This window comes from Halomonas sp. SSL-5 (assembly GCF_030708455.1).
Lineage (GTDB): Bacteria > Pseudomonadota > Gammaproteobacteria > Pseudomonadales > Halomonadaceae > Halomonas.
Map to the genome: position 1 here is coordinate 285,907 of NZ_JAUYWF010000003.1, position 20,583 is coordinate 306,489.

Here is a 20,583-nt window from a genome sequence, read left to right on the forward strand (position 1 = left end):
CGGCGCCGTACAATGGTCGCAATTCCCGACAGGAGCATCACGAATGTCCGAACCCCAGGCGACCTACCTGAGCGATTACCGCCCCCCTGCCTACCGCGTCACCCACACCGAGCTCACCTTCGACCTCGATCCCGCCGCCACCCGGGTCAAGGCGCGCCTGCACCTCGAGCGTCATCCCGAGCGCGAAGCCGGCGAGCCGCTGGTACTCGACGGCGAAGGACTGACCCTGGAGGCGATCGCCCTGGACGGGGAGCCGCTCGAGGCAGACGAGTACGCTCAGGAGGCGGCGCGCCTGACGGTGCATCGGGTGCCCGAGCGTTTTCACCTGGACACCGAGGTGACCATCGCTCCCGAGGCCAACACCGCCCTGGAGGGGCTGTACCTCTCCAACGGCATGTACTGCACCCAGTGCGAGGCCGAGGGCTTCCGGCGCATCACCTTCTACCCCGACCGCCCCGACGTCATGGCCACCTTCTCCACCACGGTGATCGGCGGCGCCGGCGAGCCGGTGCTGCTCTCCAACGGTAACCCGGTGGAGCGTGGCGAGCTGCCGAACGGCCGCCACTTCGCCACCTGGGAGGACCCTCATCCCAAGCCCAGCTACCTGTTCGCCCTGGTGGCCGGCGACCTGAAGAAGGTCGAGGACGGCTTCACCACCCAGAGCGGGCGCGAGGTGACCCTGCAGATCTGGGTCGAGGAGGAGAACCTCGACAAGACCGACCACGCCATGGCCTCGCTCAAGCGCGCCATGGCCTGGGACGAGCAGGCCTACGGCCGCGAATACGACCTCGACCTGTTCATGATCGTGGCGGTCAACGACTTCAACATGGGCGCCATGGAGAACAAGGGGCTCAACATCTTCAACTCGGCGGCGGTGCTGACCCATCCGCATACCGCCACCGATGTCGCCTTCCAGCGGGTCGAGAGCATCGTCGCCCACGAGTACTTCCACAACTGGTCGGGCAACCGCGTCACCTGCCGCGACTGGTTCCAGCTCTCCTTGAAGGAGGGCTTCACGGTGTTTCGCGACCAGTGCTTCTCGGCGGATACCAACTCGCCGGCGGTCAAGCGCATCGAGGATGTCTCCTTCTTCCGCACCGCCCAGTTTGCCGAGGACGCCGGGCCTACCGCCCATCCGGTGCGCCCCGACCACTACATCGAGATCGGCAACTTCTACACCCTGACCATCTACGAGAAGGGCGCGGAGATCGTGCGCATGCTGGCCAATCTGGTGGGTGAGGAGGCCTTCCGCCGGGGCAGCGACCGCTACTTCGCACGCTTCGATGGCCAGGCGGTGAGCATCGAGGACTTCGTCGACTGCATGGCCGAGGCCTCGGGGCTCGACCTCAGCCAGTTCATGCACTGGTACTCCCAGGCCGGGACCCCGGAGATCGACGCCTTCGGCGAGTACGACTACGCCAGGTGCGAGTACCGGCTGATCCTGCGTCAGCGCACCCCGGTGACCCCGGGCCAGCCCGACAAGCAGCCGCTGCACATCCCGGTGCGCCTGGGCCTGGTGGGCACCAAGAGCGGCCGCGACCTGCCGCTGACCCTCGACGGCGAGGCCCTGGGCAGCGACGCGGTGATCCACCTGCGCGAGGCGGAGCAGGAGTTCCTGTTCACCGACGTCTCCGAGGCGCCGGTGCCCTCGCTGCTGCGCGGCTTCTCGGCGCCGGTCAAGTTGCGCTTCCCCTATGGCCGCGAGGACCTCGCCTTCCTGCTGGCCAACGACAGCGACGGCTTCAACCGCTGGGATGCCGGCCAGCGCCTGGCCATGCTGGCCCTGGACGACCTGATCGCCGCCCACCGCAACGGGGTGGAGAAGGTGATGGACCCGCGGGTCACCGAGGCCTTCCGTGGCCTGCTCGAGGGCGAGCCCGAGGACCGCGCTGTGTTGGCCGAGATGATCACCCTGCCCAGCGAGGCCTATATCGCCGAGCAGCAGCCACTGGTGGACGTCGACGCTATCCACGCCGCCCGGGAGTTCATGCGCCGGGGGCTGGCCACGGCACTGCGCGATGACTTCCTGCGCGTATATCGCGAGAACCAGCTCGGCGAGGCCTATGCGCCGACACCGGAACAGATCGCCCGGCGCAGCCTCAAGAACGTGGCGCTCGCCTACCTGATGGCCATCGAGGACGAGGATGGCGTCCAGCTGGCCCGCGAGCAGTTCGAGGCTGATCACAACATGACCGACGTGCGTCATGCCCTGACCCTGCTTACCCACTCGAGCCGCGACGCGCTCAGCGAGCCCGCGCTCAAGGCGTTTGGCGAGAAGTGGGCCCATGACCCGCTGGTGATGGATCAGTGGTTCGCCATCCAGGTGTCACGCCCGCAGCCGGACGTGCTCGAGCGGGTCAAGTTCCTGATGCAGCACCCGGCCTTCTCGCTGAAGAACCCCAACAAGGTGCGCGCCCTGATCGGGACGTTCGCCGGCCAGAACCGGGTCAACTTCCACCGCATCGACGGCGCGGGCTACCGCCTGCTGGCCGACACCGTGATCGAGCTCAACCGCCTCAATCCCGAGATCGCCGCGCGGCTGGTCACCCCGCTGACCCGCTGGGCGCGCTTCGACGAGGAGCGCCAGGCGCTGATGAAGGCTGAGCTCGAGCGCATCCGCGCCGAGGAGCTCTCGCCCAATGTGTATGAGGTGGTGGAAAAGGCCCTGGCCTGAGGAAAGGGATATTTCCTGCTGCGCTCGACATCCAGTTCATCGCAAACTGGCGTGAGCCAGTTCGGTAGTGAGTATTGGGAGGCCGGGTTCATTGTGGGAGGCCGGGTTCCCCGGGCGATTGGAGGCCGCAGGCCTCCCACCAGCAAGCTTCACCCTGATCTGCGAAGAACCTAAAAAAGCGCCGCCCCTCGGGGCGGCGCTTTCATGTCGGGGGGAGCGTCAGTAGATAAGCCAGCTCAAGACGACGAAGCCCAGCAGCAGCCAGATCAGGGTGGCGACGATGGCGCGGCGGGTCAGGGCCCGGAACGCCTTCCACAGCATCCACAGGCCGACCACCAGGATCAGCAGGCTGACGATGGAGGTGGAGATGCCCAGGGAGCCGGCCAGCCCCTGGAGGAAGCCTCTCGCGGAGTCGCCGATATTGGCGAAGAAGCCGGTCAGCAGGTCGACGACGAAGCGGATGACCTCGCCGAGGGTCCTGCCGATCCAGGTGAAGAACTCTTCCATGTGCGCTGTTCCTGAGGTGTCGCGGAAGCGCTCACGGTAACCATCCCGCGCGCCCTTGTCATCATCGGCCGGGCGCCTCAGCCAAGCTGGGTGGAGACCGGTTCGATGCCTGACTCCTCGGCAGCGCTGTCGGCCAGGGCTCGGCCCGCCTCGTCATAGACATGGAACACCGCGCTGGCACCCAACTCGCGGATCGGATCGATCTCCTCGGGAAACTCGACCACGGCGGTGATCTTTCCGGGGAACTGGCGCGACCGCAGCTGCTTTATGGCAAACAGGTTGCCGGCGTGATGCGGCATGGCCAGTACCACCATGTGCACATCGGGAGACATCAGCAGCTTGTCCCAGAAGTCGGAGTCGAGAGCGTCACCCTCCACCACGTTGAAGCCACGTTCCGTCAGCATCCTGACGCTGGCCGGGTTGCTGTCGATGCCGAGGAGTCGTAGCCCGTATTCCTTCTGGAGGCGCTGGTAAACGCTGCGTCCGATGCGGCCCATGCCCAGCACTACCGCCTCGGCATCCCCCACCTCGATCGGGCGGTCGCTGGGTGTGAGTTGCCTGGAGTCGCGTCCTGGCAGTCGCTTGGCCAGCCAGCGATAGATTCCCTCGCTGACGGCGTTGATCATCGCCGAGAGGCCGAAGCTCAGTGCCACCGCCAGCGAGATGACTACCAGCCACTCTTCCGTCAGCAGCCCGCCGGAGACTGCGATGGCGCCCACGATGAGGCCGAACTCGGAATAGTTGGAGAGGCTCAGGGTGGCCAGAATCGAGGTGCGGTTGCGCATCGGGAAACGCATGAATACCAGCAGGTAGAGCAGGCTCTTGAGCGGCAGCAGCGCCAGCAGTAGCAGCGCCATGGCCAGGTGCGAGCTGTCCGGCATGGCGGTGAGGCCGATGGCCAGGAAGAAGCCAACCAGCAGCAATTCCTTGATGTTGAACATCGACCGCGCCAGGGTCTGAGCGGCGGGATGTGGGGCCAGCAGCAGCCCGATGATCAGGGCGCCGAGATCCCCCTTGACGCCGAGTGCTTCGAACAGGGAGTAGCCCAGCACCAGGGCGAGCAGCATGCCGAAGAGGATCTGCATCTCGCCATGGCCGAGGCGATCCAGCAGGCGGCGCAGCAGGGGGGCGAGGGGGATCAGCAGCACCAGGCCCAGGGCCCAGGGGCTCGGCAGCTTGCCGCTCGAGGCCGTGATGAAGAGTACCGCGAAGATGTCCTGCATGATCAGCACCCCGATGGCCAGGCGGCCATAGGCGGTCTGGGTCTCGCTGCGCTTCTCCAGCACCTTGACCACAAACACCGTGCTCGAGAAGGAGAAGGCGAAGCCCAGCAGCAGCAGCGTCTGCCACTGGCTGTTTGCCAGCAGGCTCAGTCCCCAGCCCTTGAATAGCGCCAGCAGGCCGAAGAACAGCAGCGACGAGCCCAGCATATGCAGGGTTCCACCGCCCCAGACATCTCCGCGAAGCAGGGTGCGTACATCGAGCTTGAGGCCAATGGTGAACAGCAGCAGGGTGACCCCGATGTCGGAGATCAGCTCGAGCAGCGGGGTGTTTTCATAGCCCAGGGCGTTGAGGGCGAAGCCGGCGACCAGGAAGCCCACCAGGGGTGGCAGGCGCAGGGCCAGGGCGGCAAACCCGCCGATGAAGGCGGCGAGAAGAAAGGCCGGTTCGATCATGGACGCTCCCTGTTCTATGCATCGTATGTGATGACCAGTTTACGGAAGCCGGTGCTTGAATGGCATCGTTGCATGACAAGGTTACCGCCCGAGGATGATTCAGCCCCGCCGAGCGCTTCTGGCTGGCCCTTCGTGATCGCCATCGGCGCCGTCTGCGGCTAAGGTTAGGCAAGGACGCCGGTGGTCGGCGTCGCCCTGCATGCCACATGAGGACGCCATGGACCTCTCGCTGATCCTGCCTGTCGTGTTGCTGGTTGCCCTGCTGATCTATGCCGTCAGCATCTACAACCGCCTGGTGGCGCTGAAGAATCGCTTCCAGAACGCCTTCGCCCAGATCGAGGTGCAGCTCAAGCGGCGCCATGACCTGATCCCCAACCTGGTGGAGACCGCGCGGGCCTACATGGCCCACGAGCGCGAGACCCTCGCCGCGGTGACCGAGGCACGCAACGCCGCCGAGGTCGGCCTGAAGCACGCCGCCGCCGCTCCCGGCAACGCCGCCGCCATGGCCGAGCTGGCCGGCGCCGAGGGGGCCTTGGGCGCCGCCCTGGGGCGCCTCAACGTGGTGATGGAGGCCTATCCAGACCTCAAGGCCTCGGAGAACATGCGCCAGCTCTCCGAGACCCTGACCAGCACCGAGAACCGCGTCGCCTTCGCGCGCCAGGCCTTCAACGACGCCGTGATGCAGTACAACACCTACAAGCAGAGCTTCCCGCCGGTGATCCTGGCCGCTTCCTTCGGCCACCGTGACGACGCCGCCCTGCTGGAGTTCGAGGACAGCGCGGAGATCCAGGCCGCGCCCCGCGTCAGCTTCTGAGCGGAGGCCCCGCATGGACTTCTTCACCGCCCAGGACCGCGCCCGGCGCCTCTCTGGGCGCCTGGTCCTGCTGCTGTTGCTCGCCGTCGCGGCGCTGGTGGCGCTGACCTGCGTGCTGGTGGCGCTGGCCGTGGTGATGCTGGACCCGGCGCACATGTCGGGAGGCGACCCGCTGGCGGCGGCGCTGGAGCCACGGCTCTTCGTGCTGGTGGCGGGCGGCGTGGTGGCGATCGTGGTGCTCGGCGGCCTGGTGCGCCACCTGCAGCTGCGCGCCGGTGGCTATGCGGTGGCCGAGGCCCTGGGCGGGCGCCCCCTGGCACTGGATACCCGCGACGCGGGGGAACGGCGCCTGCTCCACGTGGTGGAGGAGATGGCCATCGCCTCGGGGATGCCGGTGCCAGCCGTCTACCTGCTGGATGATGCCGCCATCAACGCCTTCGCCGCCGGGCATGGGTCCCACGACGCGGTGATCGGCGTCACCCGCGGCGCCATCGAGCACCTCGATCGCGATCAGCTTCAGGGCGTCATCGCCCACGAGTTCAGCCATATCCTGCACGGCGACATGCGTCTCAACCTGCGCCTGGTGGCGCTGCTCCACGGTATCCTGGTGATCGGCCTGGCGGGGCGCTTCCTGCTGCGCGGGATGCTGGGCGGACGCCGCCGGGGCTCGCGTCGCGGTGGCCATGTGGCCCTCATGGGGCTGGGCGTGGCGCTGATGGTGGTGGGCTACGCCGGCACCCTGTGCGGCAACCTGATCAAGGCGGCGGTGAGTCGCCAGCGCGAGTTCCTGGCCGATGCCAGCGCGGTGCAGTACACCCGCAACCCCGAGGGCATCGGCGGGGCGCTGCAGACCCTGGCCGCCTACCGCCTCGGCTCGCGCCTGCTGGCGGCCAACGCCGCCGAGTTCAGCCACCTCTATTTCGGCAGCGGCGTGCGCAGCTTCAGCCGCTTCACCGCCACCCACCCGCCGCTTGCCGCGCGCATCCGCCGCGTGCTGCCGCGCTGGGATGGCCGCCTGCCCGAGCCCTTCGCGCCGACGCCCCGGGCCGCCGCGGAGCCACCCCGCGCCGCGACTCACTCCACCACCCCGGCTCCCCCCTCCGGCGGGGCGGCGCTGGCCGGGGCCGCCCTGGGGACCGCGGTGGTGGCCAGCCTCGGCCGCCCCGACGATGCGGCGCTGGCCAGTGCACGTCGGCGCCTGGCCGGGCTCGATGCGCGCCTGCTCGATGCCGCCCACGACCCCTTCGCGGCCCGGGCGCTGGTCTATGCCATCCTGATGGGGGTCGAATCGGACAGCCGCGAGGCCCAGCGGGCGGTGCTCGAGGGCCAGGCACTGCCCGAGGTGCTGGCCGAGCTCGACGCCCTGGCCGAGCCGCTGGCGGGACTCTCTGCCGGTGACCGGCTGCCGCTGATCGAACTGGCGCTTCCCGCGCTGCGTGCCTTGAGCCCCGCCCAGGGGGCACGTTTCCGCACCTGCCTGGATGGCCTGATGGCCGCCGAGTCGGCGCCGGGTGCGCTGCAGTGGGCGCTGCACCGGCTGGTAAGGGCGGGGCTGGACGGGGAGCGCCGAGCCCACCGGGACCGCCGCCTGGCCGACCTTGCCGGGCCGCTCTCCCGCCTGCTCTCGACCCTGGCCCTGGCCGGACAGCCCGAGCGGGATGCGGCACAGGCGGCGCTGGAACGGATCGCCGCGGCACTCGGCGTAGCGCTGGACCTGGTCGTCGAGCCGGCCAGTCCCCAGGAACTGGATTGGGCGCTGGGGCGTCTGGCGCGGCTGCGCAACGAGGAGCGGGCGCCGCTGCTTGCCGCCATGGTCTGCTGCGTGGAGCAGGACGGCCGGGTGGCCCCCGAGGAAGCCGAGCTGCTGCGTGCGGTGGCCTGGACCCTGGGGGCTCCGCTGCCGCTTGGGGGCCTGGGTGAGGCATAGGTCGGCTTGCGGGGGGGCGGCCGCTCTGCTGCAATGTGGCTTTTTCGTGACGGAGACGCTTTGATGACGACCACACTCTGGAAGCCGGCCCTGCTGGCCACGCTACTGGCCCTGGGCCTGGCCGGCTGCGGTAACGGCGACGAACAGTCGACCGGTACCGACGCGCCGGAAGCGTCGGAGGAGGCGGTGGACGAGCAGGCGCCGGCCGTCGCGGAGCCAGATGACGCGACAGCCGAGGGGCAGGCTGCAGAAGAAGAGGCGGCAGAAGGAGAGGCCGCGGAGGAGGCGGCCGCTGCCGAGCAGAGCGATGCAGAGGCCATGCCGGACGACACCGAGGTCACCGCCGATACCGAGACCCTGGGAGAATCACCCGAGGCGGCGCTGGAGGAGGAGGGGGCCCTGCCCGGCGAGGCGACCCGTGAGGACGTCGATGCCATCATCGAGGAGACCGAGCGACGCTTCGAGGAGGCCCAGCAGCGCATCGACGAGCAGTTCGAGCAGGCCGAGCAGGAAGCGTCGGTACCCGAGCCCATGGAGGGCGATGACTTCGAGAGCAGCATCGACATCGACTCCTCCCTCGGTGACGACCCGCTGGCCGGTGACGACACGGCAGGCTCGGACATCGATGCCATCATCGAGGAGCAGGAGCGCCGCTTCCAGGAGGCCCAGCGGGAGCTTGAGAAACAGTTCGAGGAGATGGAGCGGGAAGTGCCCGAGTTCGGCGACTTCGACAGCGAGCCCATGGAGGGCGGGGCGTCGGTGCCCGGTGATGAGGCCGCCGAGGAGTAGCAGCCGCCCGGCTCGGGCCTCGCACGCCGAGGCCCACTAACCGGGTGGTGGGGTCACCACCATCAAGAAGGCCCACCGTGCGGTGGGCCTTGCTCGTTGGTACGGCGGCGCCGTTCCGTCGAGTTGACGCTCAGTCGGCGGGCCGGATGTTGGAGGCCTGAAGGCCCTTCTTGCCCTGGGTCACCTCGAAGGTGACCTTCTGGCCATCCTGCAGGGACTTGAAGCCTTCAGCCTGAATCTCGGAGAAGTGAGCGAACAGGTCATCGCCGCCGTCGTCCGGGGAGATGAAGCCGTAGCCCTTGGTATCGTTGAACCACTTGACAGTGCCAGTTGCCATTTGTCGATTTCCTTAACATACGGATGGTGTTGCCGGCGCAAGCGCGTCGATCGCGCTCTTGCCGCGGTGCCTGGCAGGATAGGGACATGGGCAGCTTCCACTACCCTCATTCCCGCCGACCAGTGCATCGATCGCGGTGCCTCGGCCAGGCTTGCGAACGCTGCGCGACGCAGGGAGACTATGCCGAGCCCGCAAGGTCACTCTAGTTGGAAAGCCCGGGGGCGTCCAGCGCGCCCGGGCCGCCTCTTCCCACCTTTCTCGAGATCGTCATGTCCGCACCCCCGCTCTCCTCGCGCGATACCCACAGCATGCTGCTCGGCTACCTGCTGTGGCTGTTCGGCTTCCTCGGTGCCCACCGCTTCTACTATGGCAAGCCGGTGACCGGCACCATCTGGTTCTTCACCCTCGGCCTGCTCGGCATCGGCTGGCTGATCGACCTCTTCCTGATCCCCGCCATGGATCGCCAGGCGGACCTGCGCTTCACGCCGGGGCCCATCAACTACTCCCTGGCCTGGCTGCTGCTGACCTTCCTCGGGGTGTTCGGGCTGCACCGCTTCTATCAGGGCAAGTGGCTGACCGGCATCCTCTACCTGCTGACCTTCGGCCTGCTGGGGCTGGGCGTGCTCTACGATTTCTGGACCCTCAACGATCAGATCTCCATGCGCCACGCGCGTCGGGCGGGATAGGGCGTCATGTTGATCGATGCCCAGTTCTGGCCTTTCCTGGTGGCCATTACCCTGCTCTCGATCAGCCCGGGGGTGGATACCCTGCTGGTGATCCGCAACACCGCCCGGGGCGGAGTACGCGACGGGGTGCTGACCAGCCTGGCGATCTGCTGCGGGCTGTTCGTGCACGCCGCCGTCTCGGCGCTGGGCATCTCGCTGATCCTGCTGCAGTCGGCCTGGGCCTTCGCCGCACTCAAGCTGGCCGGGGCCGTCTATCTGATCTGGCTGGGGCTGCAGGCCCTGCTGGCGGCGCGGCGCGGCCAGGGGCTGCCGGTGGCCGGGGTGCGCGGCGAGCGTCGTGTGGTGCCGGCCTGGAGGCCCTTGCGCGAGGGGCTGCTCTCCAACGTGCTCAACCCCAAGACCGTGGTCTTCTACATGGCCTTCCTGCCGCAGTTCATCGCCCCGGGCGATCCGGCCCTGGCCAAGTCGCTGTTCCTGGCCGGGGTGCACTTCGTGATAGCCAACCTCTGGCAGGTGGGCGTGGCGCTGATGGTGGGTGGGGCGGGGCGGCTGCTGGCCAGCCGCGCCTTCGCCCGCTGGCTCAACGGGCTGACCGGGGCGGTGCTGATCGTGTTCGGCGTCAGGCTGGCACTGGAGCGCCAGCCCGGCTGACCCGGCTGCTTCCAGCTTATTTCCTGGCCAGCAGCGAGCCGTCGTAGCGCACCGTCTTCTCCGCCGGGGTGAGCATCGAGACCCCCTCGCTGTTGCCGCCGTTGGCCAGGCTCTCGAAGATCGCCCGGTAGGTGAGCACCGCCTGGACGTAGTTGCGTGTCTCGCGGAAGGGAATGCTCTCCACGAAGAGGTCGAACTCCCGGGGGGCGCCCTCGGCCAGCCAGCGGTCCACCCGGCCGGGACCGGCGTTGTAGGCCGCCGTGGCGGCCAGGCGGTTGCCGCGGTAGCGCTCGAGCATGTCGCGGATATAGGTGCTGCCCAGGCGAATGTTGGTCTGGGGGTCGAGGACGCCGTAGGGGCCCGGGTCGGCGATGCCCAGCTGGCGAGCCAGCTGGGTGGCGGTGCCGGGCATCACCTGCATCAGTCCGCGGGCGCCGGCCGGCGATAGCGCCTCGGGGTTGTAGGCGCTCTCGCGCCGGGCGATGCCCATCAGCAGGTAGGGGTCGACCCCGGTCCGGCGTCCCCACTCCAGGAAATCGTCGCGGTAGGCCTCGGGGAAGCGCCACTCGAGGGCGTCCCATAGCTGGCCGACGATGGTGGTCTGCACCAGCTTGGCATGCCAGCCGCGCTGGCGGGCGTAGTCGCCCAGCGCGCGGGCGTCCCGCGGGCCGGCGCGGCGCACCGCCGCGTACCACTCGCTGGCGGCCAGTCCCGGTTCGTCGATGCGCAGCAGGGCCTCGGTGCGCCTCACCGCGGGCCAACGAGACACCTGCTGGCGATAGGCGTTGTCGAAGTCGTTGCGCTCCATGTTGAGGGCATAGGGGCGGCCCAGCCGGTCGGCGGCGGTGAAGCCGAAGAAGCTGCGGCCCTCGGCGGCGGCCGCATAGGCGCGCTGGGCGGTGGTCTGGTCGCCGAGCTGCTCGTAGGCGCGGCCCAGCCAGTACTGCCAGCGTTCGTCGCGACGGGTCTCGTCCGGCATGCGCCGGACCCAGTCGATGACGCCGCGCCAGTCGCGATCGGCCAGGGCCGTGCGAACTCGAAGCTCGAGCAGGTCCGGTTCCGGGAGCCCGGGCAGCGCCTCGTCGACCCAGGCGCGATTGGCGCGCACCTCGCGCACCAGCGAATAGAAGATCAGGTCGCGTTCGATGGCCTGGCGGTGCTCGGCATCGAGGGCCAGCCCCGGGGCGATCCGGCGCCAGGCCCCCAGTGCCTCCTCGGTATCGGCGCGCACATAGCCATGCATGGCGGCAGCGAAGAAGGGGCCGCTGCCGCGGCAGTCGGCGCCGAGGCAGTCGGGGACCCGGGTGATCGCAGCGTAATCGTCCTGCACGCGGTCCATGGCCTGCTGGGCGGATTGCCAGCGGCTGCCCAGCTGGCGACCCAGGTAGCTCGCCAGGCCGCTCTCGCCGGCCTGCCAGGCAAGCATCTGACGCTCCCAGACCTGCTGCTCGCCGATCTCGCCGCGGCTGCGCAGGGTGTCGAAGAGGCTGTCACAGGCCGCGGGCTGGGAGCGGCCGACGTGCCATAGCTCGCGGCCCCCCTCGGCGGCCGTGGCGGGGTCGCGGCCGAGCAGGGCGGTGTAGTAGTGGCAGCGCCGGGCGGTGCCTTCGGGCTCTCCATCGGCGACCTCCAGCAGGTAGGCATGGCGTTCGGCCTGGCCATACTCGTCGATGGCCTGGCCGCGTATCCAGTCGGCGAGGGGGGAGTCGGCATGGCGGTCGATGAACGCCAGTACCCGCTGTGGCTCGGCATCGGGCAGGCTGTCACGCAGGCGGTGATAGGCCACGTAGCCGGCCAGCTCATGGTCGCGAATGGCCGCCTCGTCGACCCTGTGCCACTCGCCGGCCCGGGCGGCCTGCAGGGCCTCGCGCATGCTGCGGTCGTCGGCCTGGACGAGCTGGGGCAGGCCGGTCAGTGGCAGGCAGGCCAGGGTGGCGGCGGCCAGCGCACGCCAGGGAGCGGGAAAGCGCAGGGACATGGGAAGCCTCCAGCATCGATTCACGTGCAAACCGCCATCCTCGCCGATGGGGGAACTCGGGGATAGTGTCGCTCGCTCACGACAGCGCGTCGAGGCTGTCGCCGCGAACCGGAATCGCCTATCGTGGAGACCTGATCGACAGGCGTGGCGAGGAGGGTGCCCATGGCAGGCAAGGGCGGAAATCTGAAGACGCGGCTGCGCGGGCGTTCCCGGCTGATCGGCCGGATCACCCGGGCCCTGCGGCTGTTCGTGCCGATGCTCGGCGACGTGCTGCGCGGGCGCTATCGCCCCGTGCCCTGGGCGGCCATCCTGTGGATGCTCGCCGCGCTGGCCTATCTGGTCTCGCCCCTGGACCTGATCCCCGACGTCCTGGTGCTGGTGGGCGTGCTCGATGACGCGGTGATCGTCGGCTGGCTGCTGACCCGGGTGGACGCCGCCCTGGCGCCCTATCGTGCCTGGCGCGAGGGCGGCGTTGATTCCGGCGAAGACGGCACCGCCGGGGCCTGATACGATCGTTTGATCGCCCGATGTTCACGTCCACAGCCCAGCGAGCCGCGCCATGCACGCCGATTCATCCCCCGGTAGCGCCGACTGGCGGCGCGCCCTGACCCGTTTCGTCAACGTGATTCCGCATACCCGCGAGCTGGGTCTCGAGGTGCTCGAGGCCTCGCCACGGCTGACCCGCATGCGCCTGCCCTGGCACGAGGACTTGCGGGGCGACAGCGCTCGCGGCCTGGTGCACGGCGGGGTGCTGACCATGCTGCTGGATACCGCCTGCGGCTCGGCGGTGCTGCCCGCGCTCCCGGCGCCAGAGGTGTGCCCGACCCTGGACCTGCGCGTCGATCACCTGCGCCCGGCGGTGGCCGGCCAGGACCTGCTGGTGGAAGCTCGCACGCTGCGGGTCACCGCCTCGGTGGTGTTCACCGAGGGGCGGGTCTGGCAGTCGGCCCAGGGTGACGTGGCCCGGGCCGTCGGCAACTTCGTGCGGCTGGGGCCGCGCAACACCCCGCCGGCGTTCGCTGAGGCGCTGTTTGCCGAGGAGGATGATCATGCCTGAAGGCATTCACGGTGTGGAATGGCTGGCCAGGACCCGTGATGATCGCGATCTGGCGGCATGGCTTGCGCTGATGCCCTACGCGCGGCGCATCGGGGTCTCGGCGCAACCGGATCCCCGGGGCGAGGGCCTGCTGTTCCGCCTCGACCCCCTCCCGGATAACGTCGGCAACGTGATGCTGCCGGCCCTGCATGGCGGCGTGGTGGCGGCCTTCATGGAGACCGCGGCGACGCTCGACCTGATGCTGGCTTCCCGGGAGCCGCGCCTGCCGCGCATCGTCGATATCTCCATCGACTACCTGCGCACCGCTCGCCTGGTACCCACCTACGCCCACTGTTCGCTGCTGCGTGAGGGGCGGCGCCTGGCCAATGTCACGGTCAGCGCCTGGCAGAAGGATGCAGCCGCCCCGGTGGCCACCGCGCGGCTGCATTTCGTGCTGGGTGACCCCGCCGGCCGCCAGGAGTGAGCCAGCCGAGGCTTGAAAAGCGCCGGCGCAACCCCATATCGACTGCCAGATCCGAGTCGGTGGCCCGCCCACCGCCGTCATGTCGAAACAAGGGGTTCACGCAACATGACTACCGCCACGCACCATGAAGAGACCCTCGGCTTCCAGACCGAGGTCAAGCAGCTGCTGCACCTGATGATCCACTCCCTGTACTCCAACCGGGAGATATTCCTGCGCGAGCTGATCTCCAACGCCGCCGACGCCTGCGACAAGCTGCGTTACGCGGCGCTGGACAACGATGGGCTCTACGAGGGCGACAGCGAGCTGCGCATCGAGATCGAGCACGACGCCGAGGCGGGCACCGTCACGGTGCGCGATAACGGCATCGGCATGAGCCGCGACGAGGTGATCTCCAACCTCGGCACCATCGCCCGCTCCGGCACCGCCGAGTTCCTCAAGCAGCTCTCCGGCGAGCAGCAGAAGGACGCCCGCCTGATCGGCCAGTTCGGTGTGGGCTTCTACTCCGGCTTCATCGTCGCCGACGACATCACGGTGCGCACCCGCAAGGCGGGCAGCGACACGGCCGAGGGCGTCGAGTGGCGCTCCCAGGGCGAGGGCGAGTTCACCGTGGCCGACGTCGAGCGCGAGGCCCATGGCACCGAGATCGTGCTGCACCTCAAGGCCGATGCCCAGGAATTCGCCGACGACTTCCGCCTGCAGAGCCTGGTGCGCAAGTACTCCGACCATATCGAGGTGCCGGTGCGCATGCCCCGGGTCGAGAAGGCCCGCGACGAGGAAGGCAACGAGATCGAAGGCAGCGAGGCCGTCACCTGGGAGACCGTCAACGAGGCCACCGCGCTATGGGTACGCCCCAAGAGCGAGATCACCGACGACGAGTACCAGGCCTTCTACAAGCACGTGGCCCACGACTTCAGCGATCCGCTGACCTGGAGCCACAACAAGGTCGAGGGCAAGCTGGAATATACCAGCCTGCTCTATGTGCCGGGTCGTGCGCCCTTCGACCTCTATGAGCGCGACGGCGCGCGTGGCGTGAAGCTCTACGTGCAGCGCGTCTTCATCATGGACGACGCCGAGCAGTTCCTGCCGCTCTACCTGCGTTTCATCAAGGGCGTGCTGGATACCCGCGACCTGTCGCTCAACGTCTCCCGCGAGCTGCTCCAGCAGGATCCCAAGGTCGAGAAGATCCGGGCCGCGCTGACCAAGCGTGCGCTGGACATGCTCAAGAAGCTGGCCAAGGACCAGGCGGCCTATCAGACCTTCTGGAACACCTTCGGCAGCGTGCTCAAGGAGGGCCCGGCGGAAGACGCCGCCAACCGCGAGAAGATCGCCGGCCTGCTGCGTTTCTCCACCACCCACACCGACAGCACCACCCAGGACCAGTCGCTGGCCGACTATATCGGCCGCATGCCGGAGGGGCAGCAGAAGATCTACTACATCGTCGCCGACGGCTTCAACGCGGCCAAGTCCAGCCCCCACCTGGAGATCTTCCGCAAGAAGGGCATCGAGGTGCTGCTGCTCCACGACCGCATCGACGAGTGGCTGATGAGCCACCTCCACGAGTTCGACGGCAAGTCGCTGGTCGACGTGGCCAAGGGTGAGCTCGACCTCGGCGAGATCGAGGGCGAGGAGGAGAAGCAGGCCCAGGAGGAGACCGCCAAGGCCAAGCAGGAGCTGGTCAAGCGGGTCAAGGAGGCGCTGGGCGACACCGTCCAGGAGGTCAAGGTGACCCACCGCCTGACCGACTCGCCGGCCTGCGTGGTGCTGCCCGAGCACGAGATGGGCTTCCAGATGCGCCGCATCATGGAGGCAGCCGGTCAGCCGATGCCCGAGGTCAAGCCGATCCTCGAGCTCAACCCCGAGCATGCGCTGGTGGCGCGTCTCGAGGGCGTCGAGGGCGAGGGCTTCAGCGACCTGGCGCACATCCTGCTGGATCAGGCGATCATCGCCGAGGGCGGGCACCTCGACGACCCGGCCGCCTACGTCAAGCGCCTCAACGCGCTGTTGAGCGCCTGAACCCGCCACCCTTCCCACCTCTGCAGGCCGCCTTCTGGCGGCCTGCGCGCTTCTATCACTTGCCTTTTCCCCGGTTTCCGGTCAGCGTCGGTTTATGCCCGTTTTTCAGCGTGATGATGCTGCATAGCAGGAGCCTTCGACGGAGATTCGACGGTTGTGCAATGCGGCATTGTCAGGTATGAATAATGGGTCTGCCCTATGCATGATTTCAATAACCAACCGGGAGATCCAACGTGAAGATTGGTGCACCCAGGGAGCTCGCCAAGGGCGAGGCGCGCGTCGCGCTGACCCCTGACAGCGCGAAGTTCATACAGAAGCTTGGACACGAATGCCTGATCGAGAGCGGGGCCGGCGTGGCCGCCGGCTTCGATGACGACGCCTACCGCAACGCCGGTGTCAGAGTGGTCGACAGCGCCGAGGCGCTGTGGACCGAGGCCGAGGTGGTGATCAAGGTTCGTGAGCCCGAGGAGGCGGAGGCCGAGCGCCTGCGCCAGGGCCAGACCCTGATCAGCTTCTTCTGGCCGGCCCAGAACGAGGCGCTGCTCGAGAAGTGCCGTGCCCAGGGCGCCAGCGTGGTGGCCATGGACATGGTGCCGCGTATCTCGCGGGCCCAGAAGATGGATGCCCTGTCGTCCATGGCCAATATTGCCGGCTATCGCGCGGTGATCGAGGCGGGCAACAACTTCGGGCGCTTCTTCACCGGCCAGGTGACCGCCGCCGGCAAGGTACCGCCGGCCAAGGTGCTGGTGATCGGCGCCGGCGTGGCGGGTCTCGCCGCCATCGGTACCGCCACCAGCCTGGGGGCGGTGGTGCGTGCTTTCGACGTGCGTCCCGAGGTGGCCGAGCAGATCGAATCCATGGGCGCCGAGTTCCTGTTCCTCGACTTCGACGAGAGCCAGGACGGTGCCGAGACCGGCGGCTATGCGGCACCCTCTAGCCCCGAGTTTCGCGAGAAGCAGCTCGAGTGCTTCCGCGAGCAGGCCCCGGACATCGATATCGTCATCACCACGGCGCTGATCCCCGGCAAGCCGGCGCCCAAGCTGTGGCTCGAGGACATGGTCCAGGCCATGAAGCCGGGTTCGGTAATCATCGACCTGGCCGCCGAGAAGGGCGGCAACTGCGACCTCACCAAGCCCGACGAGAAGGTGGTCAGCGACAACGGCGTGACCGTGGTCGGCTACACCGACTTCCCGTCGCGCATGGCCACCCAGTCCTCGCTGCTCTATTCCACCAACGTCCGTCACATGCTGACCGACCTGACGCCGGAGAAGGACGGCGCCATCGTCCATGACATGGAAGATGACGTCATCCGCGGCGCCACCGTGACCCACGCCGGCGAGATCACCTTCCCGCCGCCGCCGCCCAAGGTCAAGGCGATCGCCGCGGCCAAGCCCAAGCCCAAGGAGAAGGAGCCGACGCCGGAGGAGAGGAAGGCCGCCGAACTGGCCACCTTCAAGGCTCAGACCAAGCGTCAGGCGACCCTGCTCGGGGTGGGCGGCGCGCTGATGTTGCTGCTCGGCCAGGTGGCGCCTGCCTCCTTCATGCAGCACTTCATCGTCTTCGTGCTGGCCTGCTTCGTCGGCTTCCAGGTGATCTGGGGTGTCAGCCACTCGCTGCATACGCCGCTGATGGCCGTGACCAATGCCATCTCCGGGATCATCATCCTCGGGGCGATCCTGCAGATCGGCTCGGGCAGCGCCCTGGTGACGCTCATGGCGGCCATCTCGGTACTGGTCGCCACCATCAATATCGTGGGCGGCTTCCTGGTGACACGCCGGATGCTGGCCATGTTCCAGAAATCGTGAACCGCGGAGACAACCCATGCTGAGTCAAGGATTCGTGTCTGCCGCGGCGATCGCGGCAAGTGTACTTTTCATCCTCTCCCTGGGGGGGTTGAGCAATCAGGAGAAGGCCAAGCGGGCGGTGTGGTACGGCATCGTCGGCATGGCCGTGGCGGTGTTCTTCACCGCCTTCGGTCCAGGCATCGGCGCCTATGGCTGGATGATTCCGATGATGGTCATCGGCGCCGGCATCGGCGTGTATGTGGCCAAGAAGGTCGACATGACCGAGATGCCGCAGCTGGTGGCGGCGCTGCATAGCTTCGTCGGCCTGGCCGCGGTGTTCGTGGCCTGGAGCGCCGACCTGGAGCGCCGTCGCGTGCTGGCGGCCCGTGCCGTCGAGGCCGGTACCGAGCAGTTCTCGGCCTTCGCCGGCCTGGTGGCCACCAAGGCGCCGGACGAACTGATGTTCCTGCAGATCGAGGTGGTGCTGGGGGTGTTCATCGGTGCGGTGACCTTCACCGGCTCGATCATCGCCTTCGGCAAGCTGGCCGGCAAGATCGACGGCAAGCCCCGGCAGCTGCCCGGCGGCCACATGCTCAATGCCGGTGCGGCGGCGCTGTCGCTGCTGCTCGCCATCCTCTACCTCAACGGTGCGGGCTTCTGGACCCTGTTGCTGATCGCCGCCCTGGCGTTCTTCATCGGCTATCACCTGATCATGGGCATCGGCGGCGCCGACATGCCGGTGGTGGTGTCGATGCTCAACAGCTATTCGGGCTGGGCCGCGGCCGCCATCGGCTTCACGCTCTCCAATGACCTGCTGATCGTCACCGGCGCCCTGGTGGGCTCCTCCGGTGCCATCCTGTCGTACATCATGTGCAAGGCGATGAACCGCAACTTCCTCAACGTCATCCTCGGCGGCTTCGGCGGCACCCAGGGGCCGGCGGCGGAGATCGAGGGCGAGCAGGTGGCCATCGACGCCGGTGGCGTGGCCAGCGCTCTCAACGATGCCGACAGCGTGATCATCGTGCCGGGCTACGGCATGGCGGTGGCCCAGGCCCAGAACGCGGTGAGCGAGCTGACCCGCAAGCTGCGCGCCGCGGGCAAGAACGTGCGCTTCGGCATCCACCCGGTGGCGGGTCGCCTGCCCGGACACATGAACGTGCTGCTCGCCGAGGCCAAGGTGCCCTACGACATCGTGCTGGAGATGGACGAGATCAATGATGACTTCCCCACCACCGACGTGGTGATCGTCATCGGCTCCAACGATATCGTCAATCCGGCCGCCGAGGAGGACCCCAACAGTCCCATCGCCGGCATGCCGGTGCTGAAGGTATGGGAGGCCAAGCAGGTGTTCGTCAGCAAGCGTGGCCAGGGTACCGGTTACTCGGGCATCGAGAACCCGCTGTTCTTCAAGGACAATACCCGCATGTTCTACGGCGACGCCCGCAAGAGCATCGACGACCTGCTGCCGCTGGTCGACTGACGCTCCGCCCCTCAACGGTCCGCTTCGGGCCACACTCCGGGACGCCCGGGCCGGTCACGGTCCGGGCGTCTTTTTCGCTACAATCCCCACATCCATCCATATCCTGCGGGGTTCATCATGGCAGAGGAACGCATGCGGGTGGCGGTGCTGGGCGGTGGCAGCTTCGGCACCGCCCTGGCCAGCATCGCCGCCGACAACGGTGCCGAGGTGCGCCAGTGGCTGCGCGACCCGGCGCTGGCCGAGCAGATCAATCGCGAGCACGTCAACGGGCGCTACCTGCCCGACTACGCCATCAACCCGGCGGTACTGGCCTCCACCGAGATGGCCGAGGTGCTGCCCGGCGCCGGCCTGGTGCTGGTCGCCATTCCCTCCAAGGCGTTCGGCGAGGTGGTGCGCCAGGCGCGGCCCTACCTGACCCCCGACCAGATACTCGTCAGCACCACCAAGGGCATCCAGGAGGCGGGCTTCAAGCTGATGAGCCAGATCCTCGAGGAGGAGACCGGCTTTCCGCATATCGGCGTGATCTCGGGACCGAACCTGGCCTCGGAGATCGCCGACCGGCAGCTCACCGCGACGGTAATCGCCAGCGACGATCCGGAGACCCGCACCCGCGTGCAGAGCGCGCTGGGCTGCGACTACTTCCGGGTCTATGCCAGCAACGACCGCTACGGTGTGGAGCTCGGCGGGGCGCTGAAGAACATCTATGCCATCGCCGCCGGCATGGCCGCGGCCCTGGGCATGGGCGAGAACACCCGCAGCATGCTGATGACCCGGGCGCTGGCCGAGATGAGCCGCTTCGCCGTCTCCCAGGGAGCCAACCCCATGACCTTCCTGGGGCTGGCCGGGGTGGGCGACCTGATCGTCACCTGCTCATCGCGGCTGTCGCGTAACTATCGGGTCGGCTACGCCCTGGGCGAGGGCAAGAATCTGGACGAGGCGGTGGAGGCCCTGGGCCAGGTGGCCGAGGGGGTCAACACCGTGCGCCTGGTGCGCGACAAGGCCCGCGCCGAGGGCATCTACATGCCGCTGGCCGAGGGGCTCTTCCAAGTATTGTTCAAGGGCGTGCCGGCCAAGGAGATGGCGAAGATGCTGATGCTGGGCGAGCAGAGCAGCGACGTGGAGTTCGTGCTGGCCCGGGAAGACGTGCAGCGCGCCCACCGCGAGCAGGATGTCGAGAAGGGCGGCGGGCATGGCTGAGCGGCTGCTGATCATGCGCCACGGCGAGGCGGGGCCCGGCCGTCCCGACGCCGGGCGCGAGCTCACCGATCGTGGCCAGCAGGAGGCCCGGCGCATGGCGGCCTGGCTGGCGACACGCGATGAGCTGGCGGGGTTGCGCCTGCTGGCGAGCCCCTATCGTCGTGCCCGGCAGACCGCCGCCATCGTTGGCGAGGCGCTGGAGGTCGAACCCGAGGTGCTCTCGATCATCACGCCGGACGACTCGCCCCGGGCGGTGGCCGACTGGCTGCTCGAGCACTCGGCGGGCGGGCCGCTGCTGCTGGTCAGCCATATGCCGCTGGTGGGGGCGCTCGCCGGGCTGCTGGTGGAGGGGCGGGCCGATCGTGGCCTCGGTTTCCCTACCGCCGGGGTGGCGGAACTCGAGGCCGAGGTGTGGGCGGCGGGCTGCGCCCGCCTGGCGCGCTTTATGACCCTGGCCGATCTGGGCTGAGCCGGGCCTTGCAATACGCGAGGGGCGCTGGGGGCAAGCCGAAGAGGAGGTCCTACGCCAGGGATGGCGTCGGTAGCGCCC

General features: G+C 68.3%; 18 protein-coding genes. 14 read left to right on the forward strand and 4 right to left on the reverse strand.

The window, feature by feature from the left end; translation table 11 throughout:
* Window positions 1-43 precede the first annotated feature (43 nt).
* Window positions 44-2,674 (forward strand): aminopeptidase N, encoded by a 2,631-nt coding sequence (gene pepN, locus RAN53_RS04915; RefSeq protein WP_305795691.1) that lies wholly within the window; start codon window positions 44-46, stop codon window positions 2,672-2,674.
* 219 nt (window positions 2,675-2,893) lie between these two features.
* Here pepN and RAN53_RS04920 read toward each other — a convergent pair whose 3' ends face one another.
* Complete coding sequence (locus RAN53_RS04920) at window positions 2,894-3,181, reverse strand: hypothetical protein (protein ID WP_305795692.1); 288 nt, start codon at window positions 3,179-3,181, stop codon at window positions 2,894-2,896.
* 77 nt (window positions 3,182-3,258) lie between these two features.
* Window positions 3,259-4,857 carry a cation:proton antiporter family protein gene (locus RAN53_RS04925; protein ID WP_305795693.1) on the reverse strand — a complete coding sequence of 533 codons (1,599 nt, stop codon included), beginning with the start codon at window positions 4,855-4,857 and terminating at the stop codon, window positions 3,259-3,261.
* A gap of 217 nt (window positions 4,858-5,074) precedes the next feature.
* Between RAN53_RS04925 and RAN53_RS04930 the strand changes: the two genes are divergently transcribed.
* The 3 genes from RAN53_RS04930 to RAN53_RS04940 all read left to right on the forward strand — a co-directional run bounded on the left by RAN53_RS04930 (window position 5,075) and on the right by RAN53_RS04940 (window position 8,387).
* Window positions 5,075-5,671: a LemA family protein gene (locus RAN53_RS04930; RefSeq protein ID WP_305795694.1), complete on the forward strand. Its 597-nt coding sequence runs from the start codon at window positions 5,075-5,077 to the stop codon at window positions 5,669-5,671.
* Between the two features lie 13 nt (window positions 5,672-5,684).
* The gene (locus tag RAN53_RS04935) at window positions 5,685-7,598 is read left to right on the forward strand and encodes a M48 family metallopeptidase (protein WP_305795695.1); all 1,914 of its coding nucleotides are present in this window, start codon (window positions 5,685-5,687) and stop codon (window positions 7,596-7,598) included.
* A gap of 63 nt (window positions 7,599-7,661) precedes the next feature.
* The gene (locus RAN53_RS04940) at window positions 7,662-8,387 is read left to right on the forward strand and encodes a hypothetical protein (RefSeq protein WP_305795696.1); all 726 of its coding nucleotides are present in this window, start codon (window positions 7,662-7,664) and stop codon (window positions 8,385-8,387) included.
* 130 nt (window positions 8,388-8,517) lie between these two features.
* Here the strand turns inward: RAN53_RS04940 and RAN53_RS04945 are convergent, their stop codons facing one another.
* The gene (locus tag RAN53_RS04945; protein WP_023005630.1) at window positions 8,518-8,724 is read right to left on the reverse strand and encodes a cold-shock protein; all 207 of its coding nucleotides are present in this window, start codon (window positions 8,722-8,724) and stop codon (window positions 8,518-8,520) included.
* A 269-nt stretch (window positions 8,725-8,993) separates the two neighbouring features.
* Here RAN53_RS04945 and RAN53_RS04950 point away from each other — a divergent pair, with 269 nt between their 5' ends.
* A complete protein-coding gene (locus RAN53_RS04950) occupies window positions 8,994-9,410 on the forward strand; it encodes an NINE protein (protein ID WP_305795697.1) in 417 nt (138 codons plus the stop codon).
* A gap of 6 nt (window positions 9,411-9,416) precedes the next feature.
* Window positions 9,417-10,061, forward strand: a complete 645-nt coding sequence (locus tag RAN53_RS04955; RefSeq protein ID WP_305795698.1) for a LysE family translocator — start codon at window positions 9,417-9,419, stop codon at window positions 10,059-10,061.
* A 16-nt stretch (window positions 10,062-10,077) separates the two neighbouring features.
* Here RAN53_RS04955 and RAN53_RS04960 read toward each other — a convergent pair whose 3' ends face one another.
* Window positions 10,078-12,039: a transglycosylase SLT domain-containing protein gene (locus tag RAN53_RS04960; protein ID WP_305795699.1), complete on the reverse strand. Its 1,962-nt coding sequence runs from the start codon at window positions 12,037-12,039 to the stop codon at window positions 10,078-10,080.
* A 162-nt stretch (window positions 12,040-12,201) separates the two neighbouring features.
* On the opposite strand from RAN53_RS04960, the gene RAN53_RS04965 reads away from it, so the two are divergent.
* From RAN53_RS04965 to sixA, 8 genes are all read left to right on the forward strand, one after another.
* Window positions 12,202-12,546, forward strand: coding sequence for a YkvA family protein (locus RAN53_RS04965; protein WP_305795700.1), 345 nt, complete (start codon window positions 12,202-12,204; stop codon window positions 12,544-12,546).
* 52 nt (window positions 12,547-12,598) lie between these two features.
* The gene (locus RAN53_RS04970) at window positions 12,599-13,096 is read left to right on the forward strand and encodes a PaaI family thioesterase (RefSeq protein ID WP_305795701.1); all 498 of its coding nucleotides are present in this window, start codon (window positions 12,599-12,601) and stop codon (window positions 13,094-13,096) included.
* Entirely contained in the window at window positions 13,089-13,559 is a 471-nt protein-coding gene (locus RAN53_RS04975) for a PaaI family thioesterase (RefSeq protein ID WP_305795702.1), read from the forward strand. Before RAN53_RS04970 ends, RAN53_RS04975 begins: the two co-directional genes overlap by 8 nt.
* 105 nt (window positions 13,560-13,664) lie before the next feature.
* Window positions 13,665-15,572, forward strand: a complete 1,908-nt coding sequence (gene htpG, locus RAN53_RS04980; RefSeq protein ID WP_305795703.1) for a molecular chaperone HtpG — start codon at window positions 13,665-13,667, stop codon at window positions 15,570-15,572.
* Window positions 15,573-15,805: 233 nt separating this feature from the next.
* Window positions 15,806-17,377: a Re/Si-specific NAD(P)(+) transhydrogenase subunit alpha gene (locus tag RAN53_RS04985; RefSeq protein ID WP_305795704.1), complete on the forward strand. Its 1,572-nt coding sequence runs from the start codon at window positions 15,806-15,808 to the stop codon at window positions 17,375-17,377.
* Window positions 17,378-17,393: 16 nt separating this feature from the next.
* Complete coding sequence (locus RAN53_RS04990; protein WP_305795705.1) at window positions 17,394-18,836, forward strand: NAD(P)(+) transhydrogenase (Re/Si-specific) subunit beta; 1,443 nt, start codon at window positions 17,394-17,396, stop codon at window positions 18,834-18,836.
* Window positions 18,837-18,953: 117 nt separating this feature from the next.
* Window positions 18,954-20,033, forward strand: coding sequence for an NAD(P)H-dependent glycerol-3-phosphate dehydrogenase (locus tag RAN53_RS04995; protein WP_305795706.1), 1,080 nt, complete (start codon window positions 18,954-18,956; stop codon window positions 20,031-20,033).
* On the forward strand, window positions 20,026-20,502 hold the full coding sequence (gene sixA / locus RAN53_RS05000; RefSeq protein WP_305795707.1) for a phosphohistidine phosphatase SixA: 477 nt from the start codon (window positions 20,026-20,028) through the stop codon (window positions 20,500-20,502). Before RAN53_RS04995 ends, sixA begins: the two co-directional genes overlap by 8 nt.
* The last annotated feature ends 81 nt before the right edge of the window (window positions 20,503-20,583 follow it).

Bases quoted from the DNA above. Each gene is read 5' to 3' on its own strand.
- pepN (WP_305795691.1), top strand. From the start codon at position 44: ATGTCCGAACCCCAGGCGACCTACCTGAGCGATTACCGCCCCCCTGCC.
- RAN53_RS04920 (WP_305795692.1), bottom strand. From the start codon at position 3,181: ATGGAAGAGTTCTTCACCTGGATCGGCAGGACCCTCGGCGAGGTCATC.
- RAN53_RS04925 (WP_305795693.1), bottom strand. From the start codon at position 4,857: ATGATCGAACCGGCCTTTCTTCTCGCCGCCTTCATCGGCGGGTTTGCC.
- RAN53_RS04930 (WP_305795694.1), top strand. From the start codon at position 5,075: ATGGACCTCTCGCTGATCCTGCCTGTCGTGTTGCTGGTTGCCCTGCTG.
- RAN53_RS04935 (WP_305795695.1), top strand. From the start codon at position 5,685: ATGGACTTCTTCACCGCCCAGGACCGCGCCCGGCGCCTCTCTGGGCGC.
- RAN53_RS04940 (WP_305795696.1), top strand. From the start codon at position 7,662: ATGACGACCACACTCTGGAAGCCGGCCCTGCTGGCCACGCTACTGGCC.
- RAN53_RS04945 (WP_023005630.1), bottom strand. From the start codon at position 8,724: ATGGCAACTGGCACTGTCAAGTGGTTCAACGATACCAAGGGCTACGGC.
- RAN53_RS04950 (WP_305795697.1), top strand. From the start codon at position 8,994: ATGTCCGCACCCCCGCTCTCCTCGCGCGATACCCACAGCATGCTGCTC.
- RAN53_RS04955 (WP_305795698.1), top strand. From the start codon at position 9,417: ATGTTGATCGATGCCCAGTTCTGGCCTTTCCTGGTGGCCATTACCCTG.
- RAN53_RS04960 (WP_305795699.1), bottom strand. From the start codon at position 12,039: ATGTCCCTGCGCTTTCCCGCTCCCTGGCGTGCGCTGGCCGCCGCCACC.
- RAN53_RS04965 (WP_305795700.1), top strand. From the start codon at position 12,202: ATGGCAGGCAAGGGCGGAAATCTGAAGACGCGGCTGCGCGGGCGTTCC.
- RAN53_RS04970 (WP_305795701.1), top strand. From the start codon at position 12,599: ATGCACGCCGATTCATCCCCCGGTAGCGCCGACTGGCGGCGCGCCCTG.
- RAN53_RS04975 (WP_305795702.1), top strand. From the start codon at position 13,089: ATGCCTGAAGGCATTCACGGTGTGGAATGGCTGGCCAGGACCCGTGAT.
- htpG (WP_305795703.1), top strand. From the start codon at position 13,665: ATGACTACCGCCACGCACCATGAAGAGACCCTCGGCTTCCAGACCGAG.
- RAN53_RS04990 (WP_305795705.1), top strand. From the start codon at position 17,394: ATGCTGAGTCAAGGATTCGTGTCTGCCGCGGCGATCGCGGCAAGTGTA.
- RAN53_RS04995 (WP_305795706.1), top strand. From the start codon at position 18,954: ATGGCAGAGGAACGCATGCGGGTGGCGGTGCTGGGCGGTGGCAGCTTC.
- sixA (WP_305795707.1), top strand. From the start codon at position 20,026: ATGGCTGAGCGGCTGCTGATCATGCGCCACGGCGAGGCGGGGCCCGGC.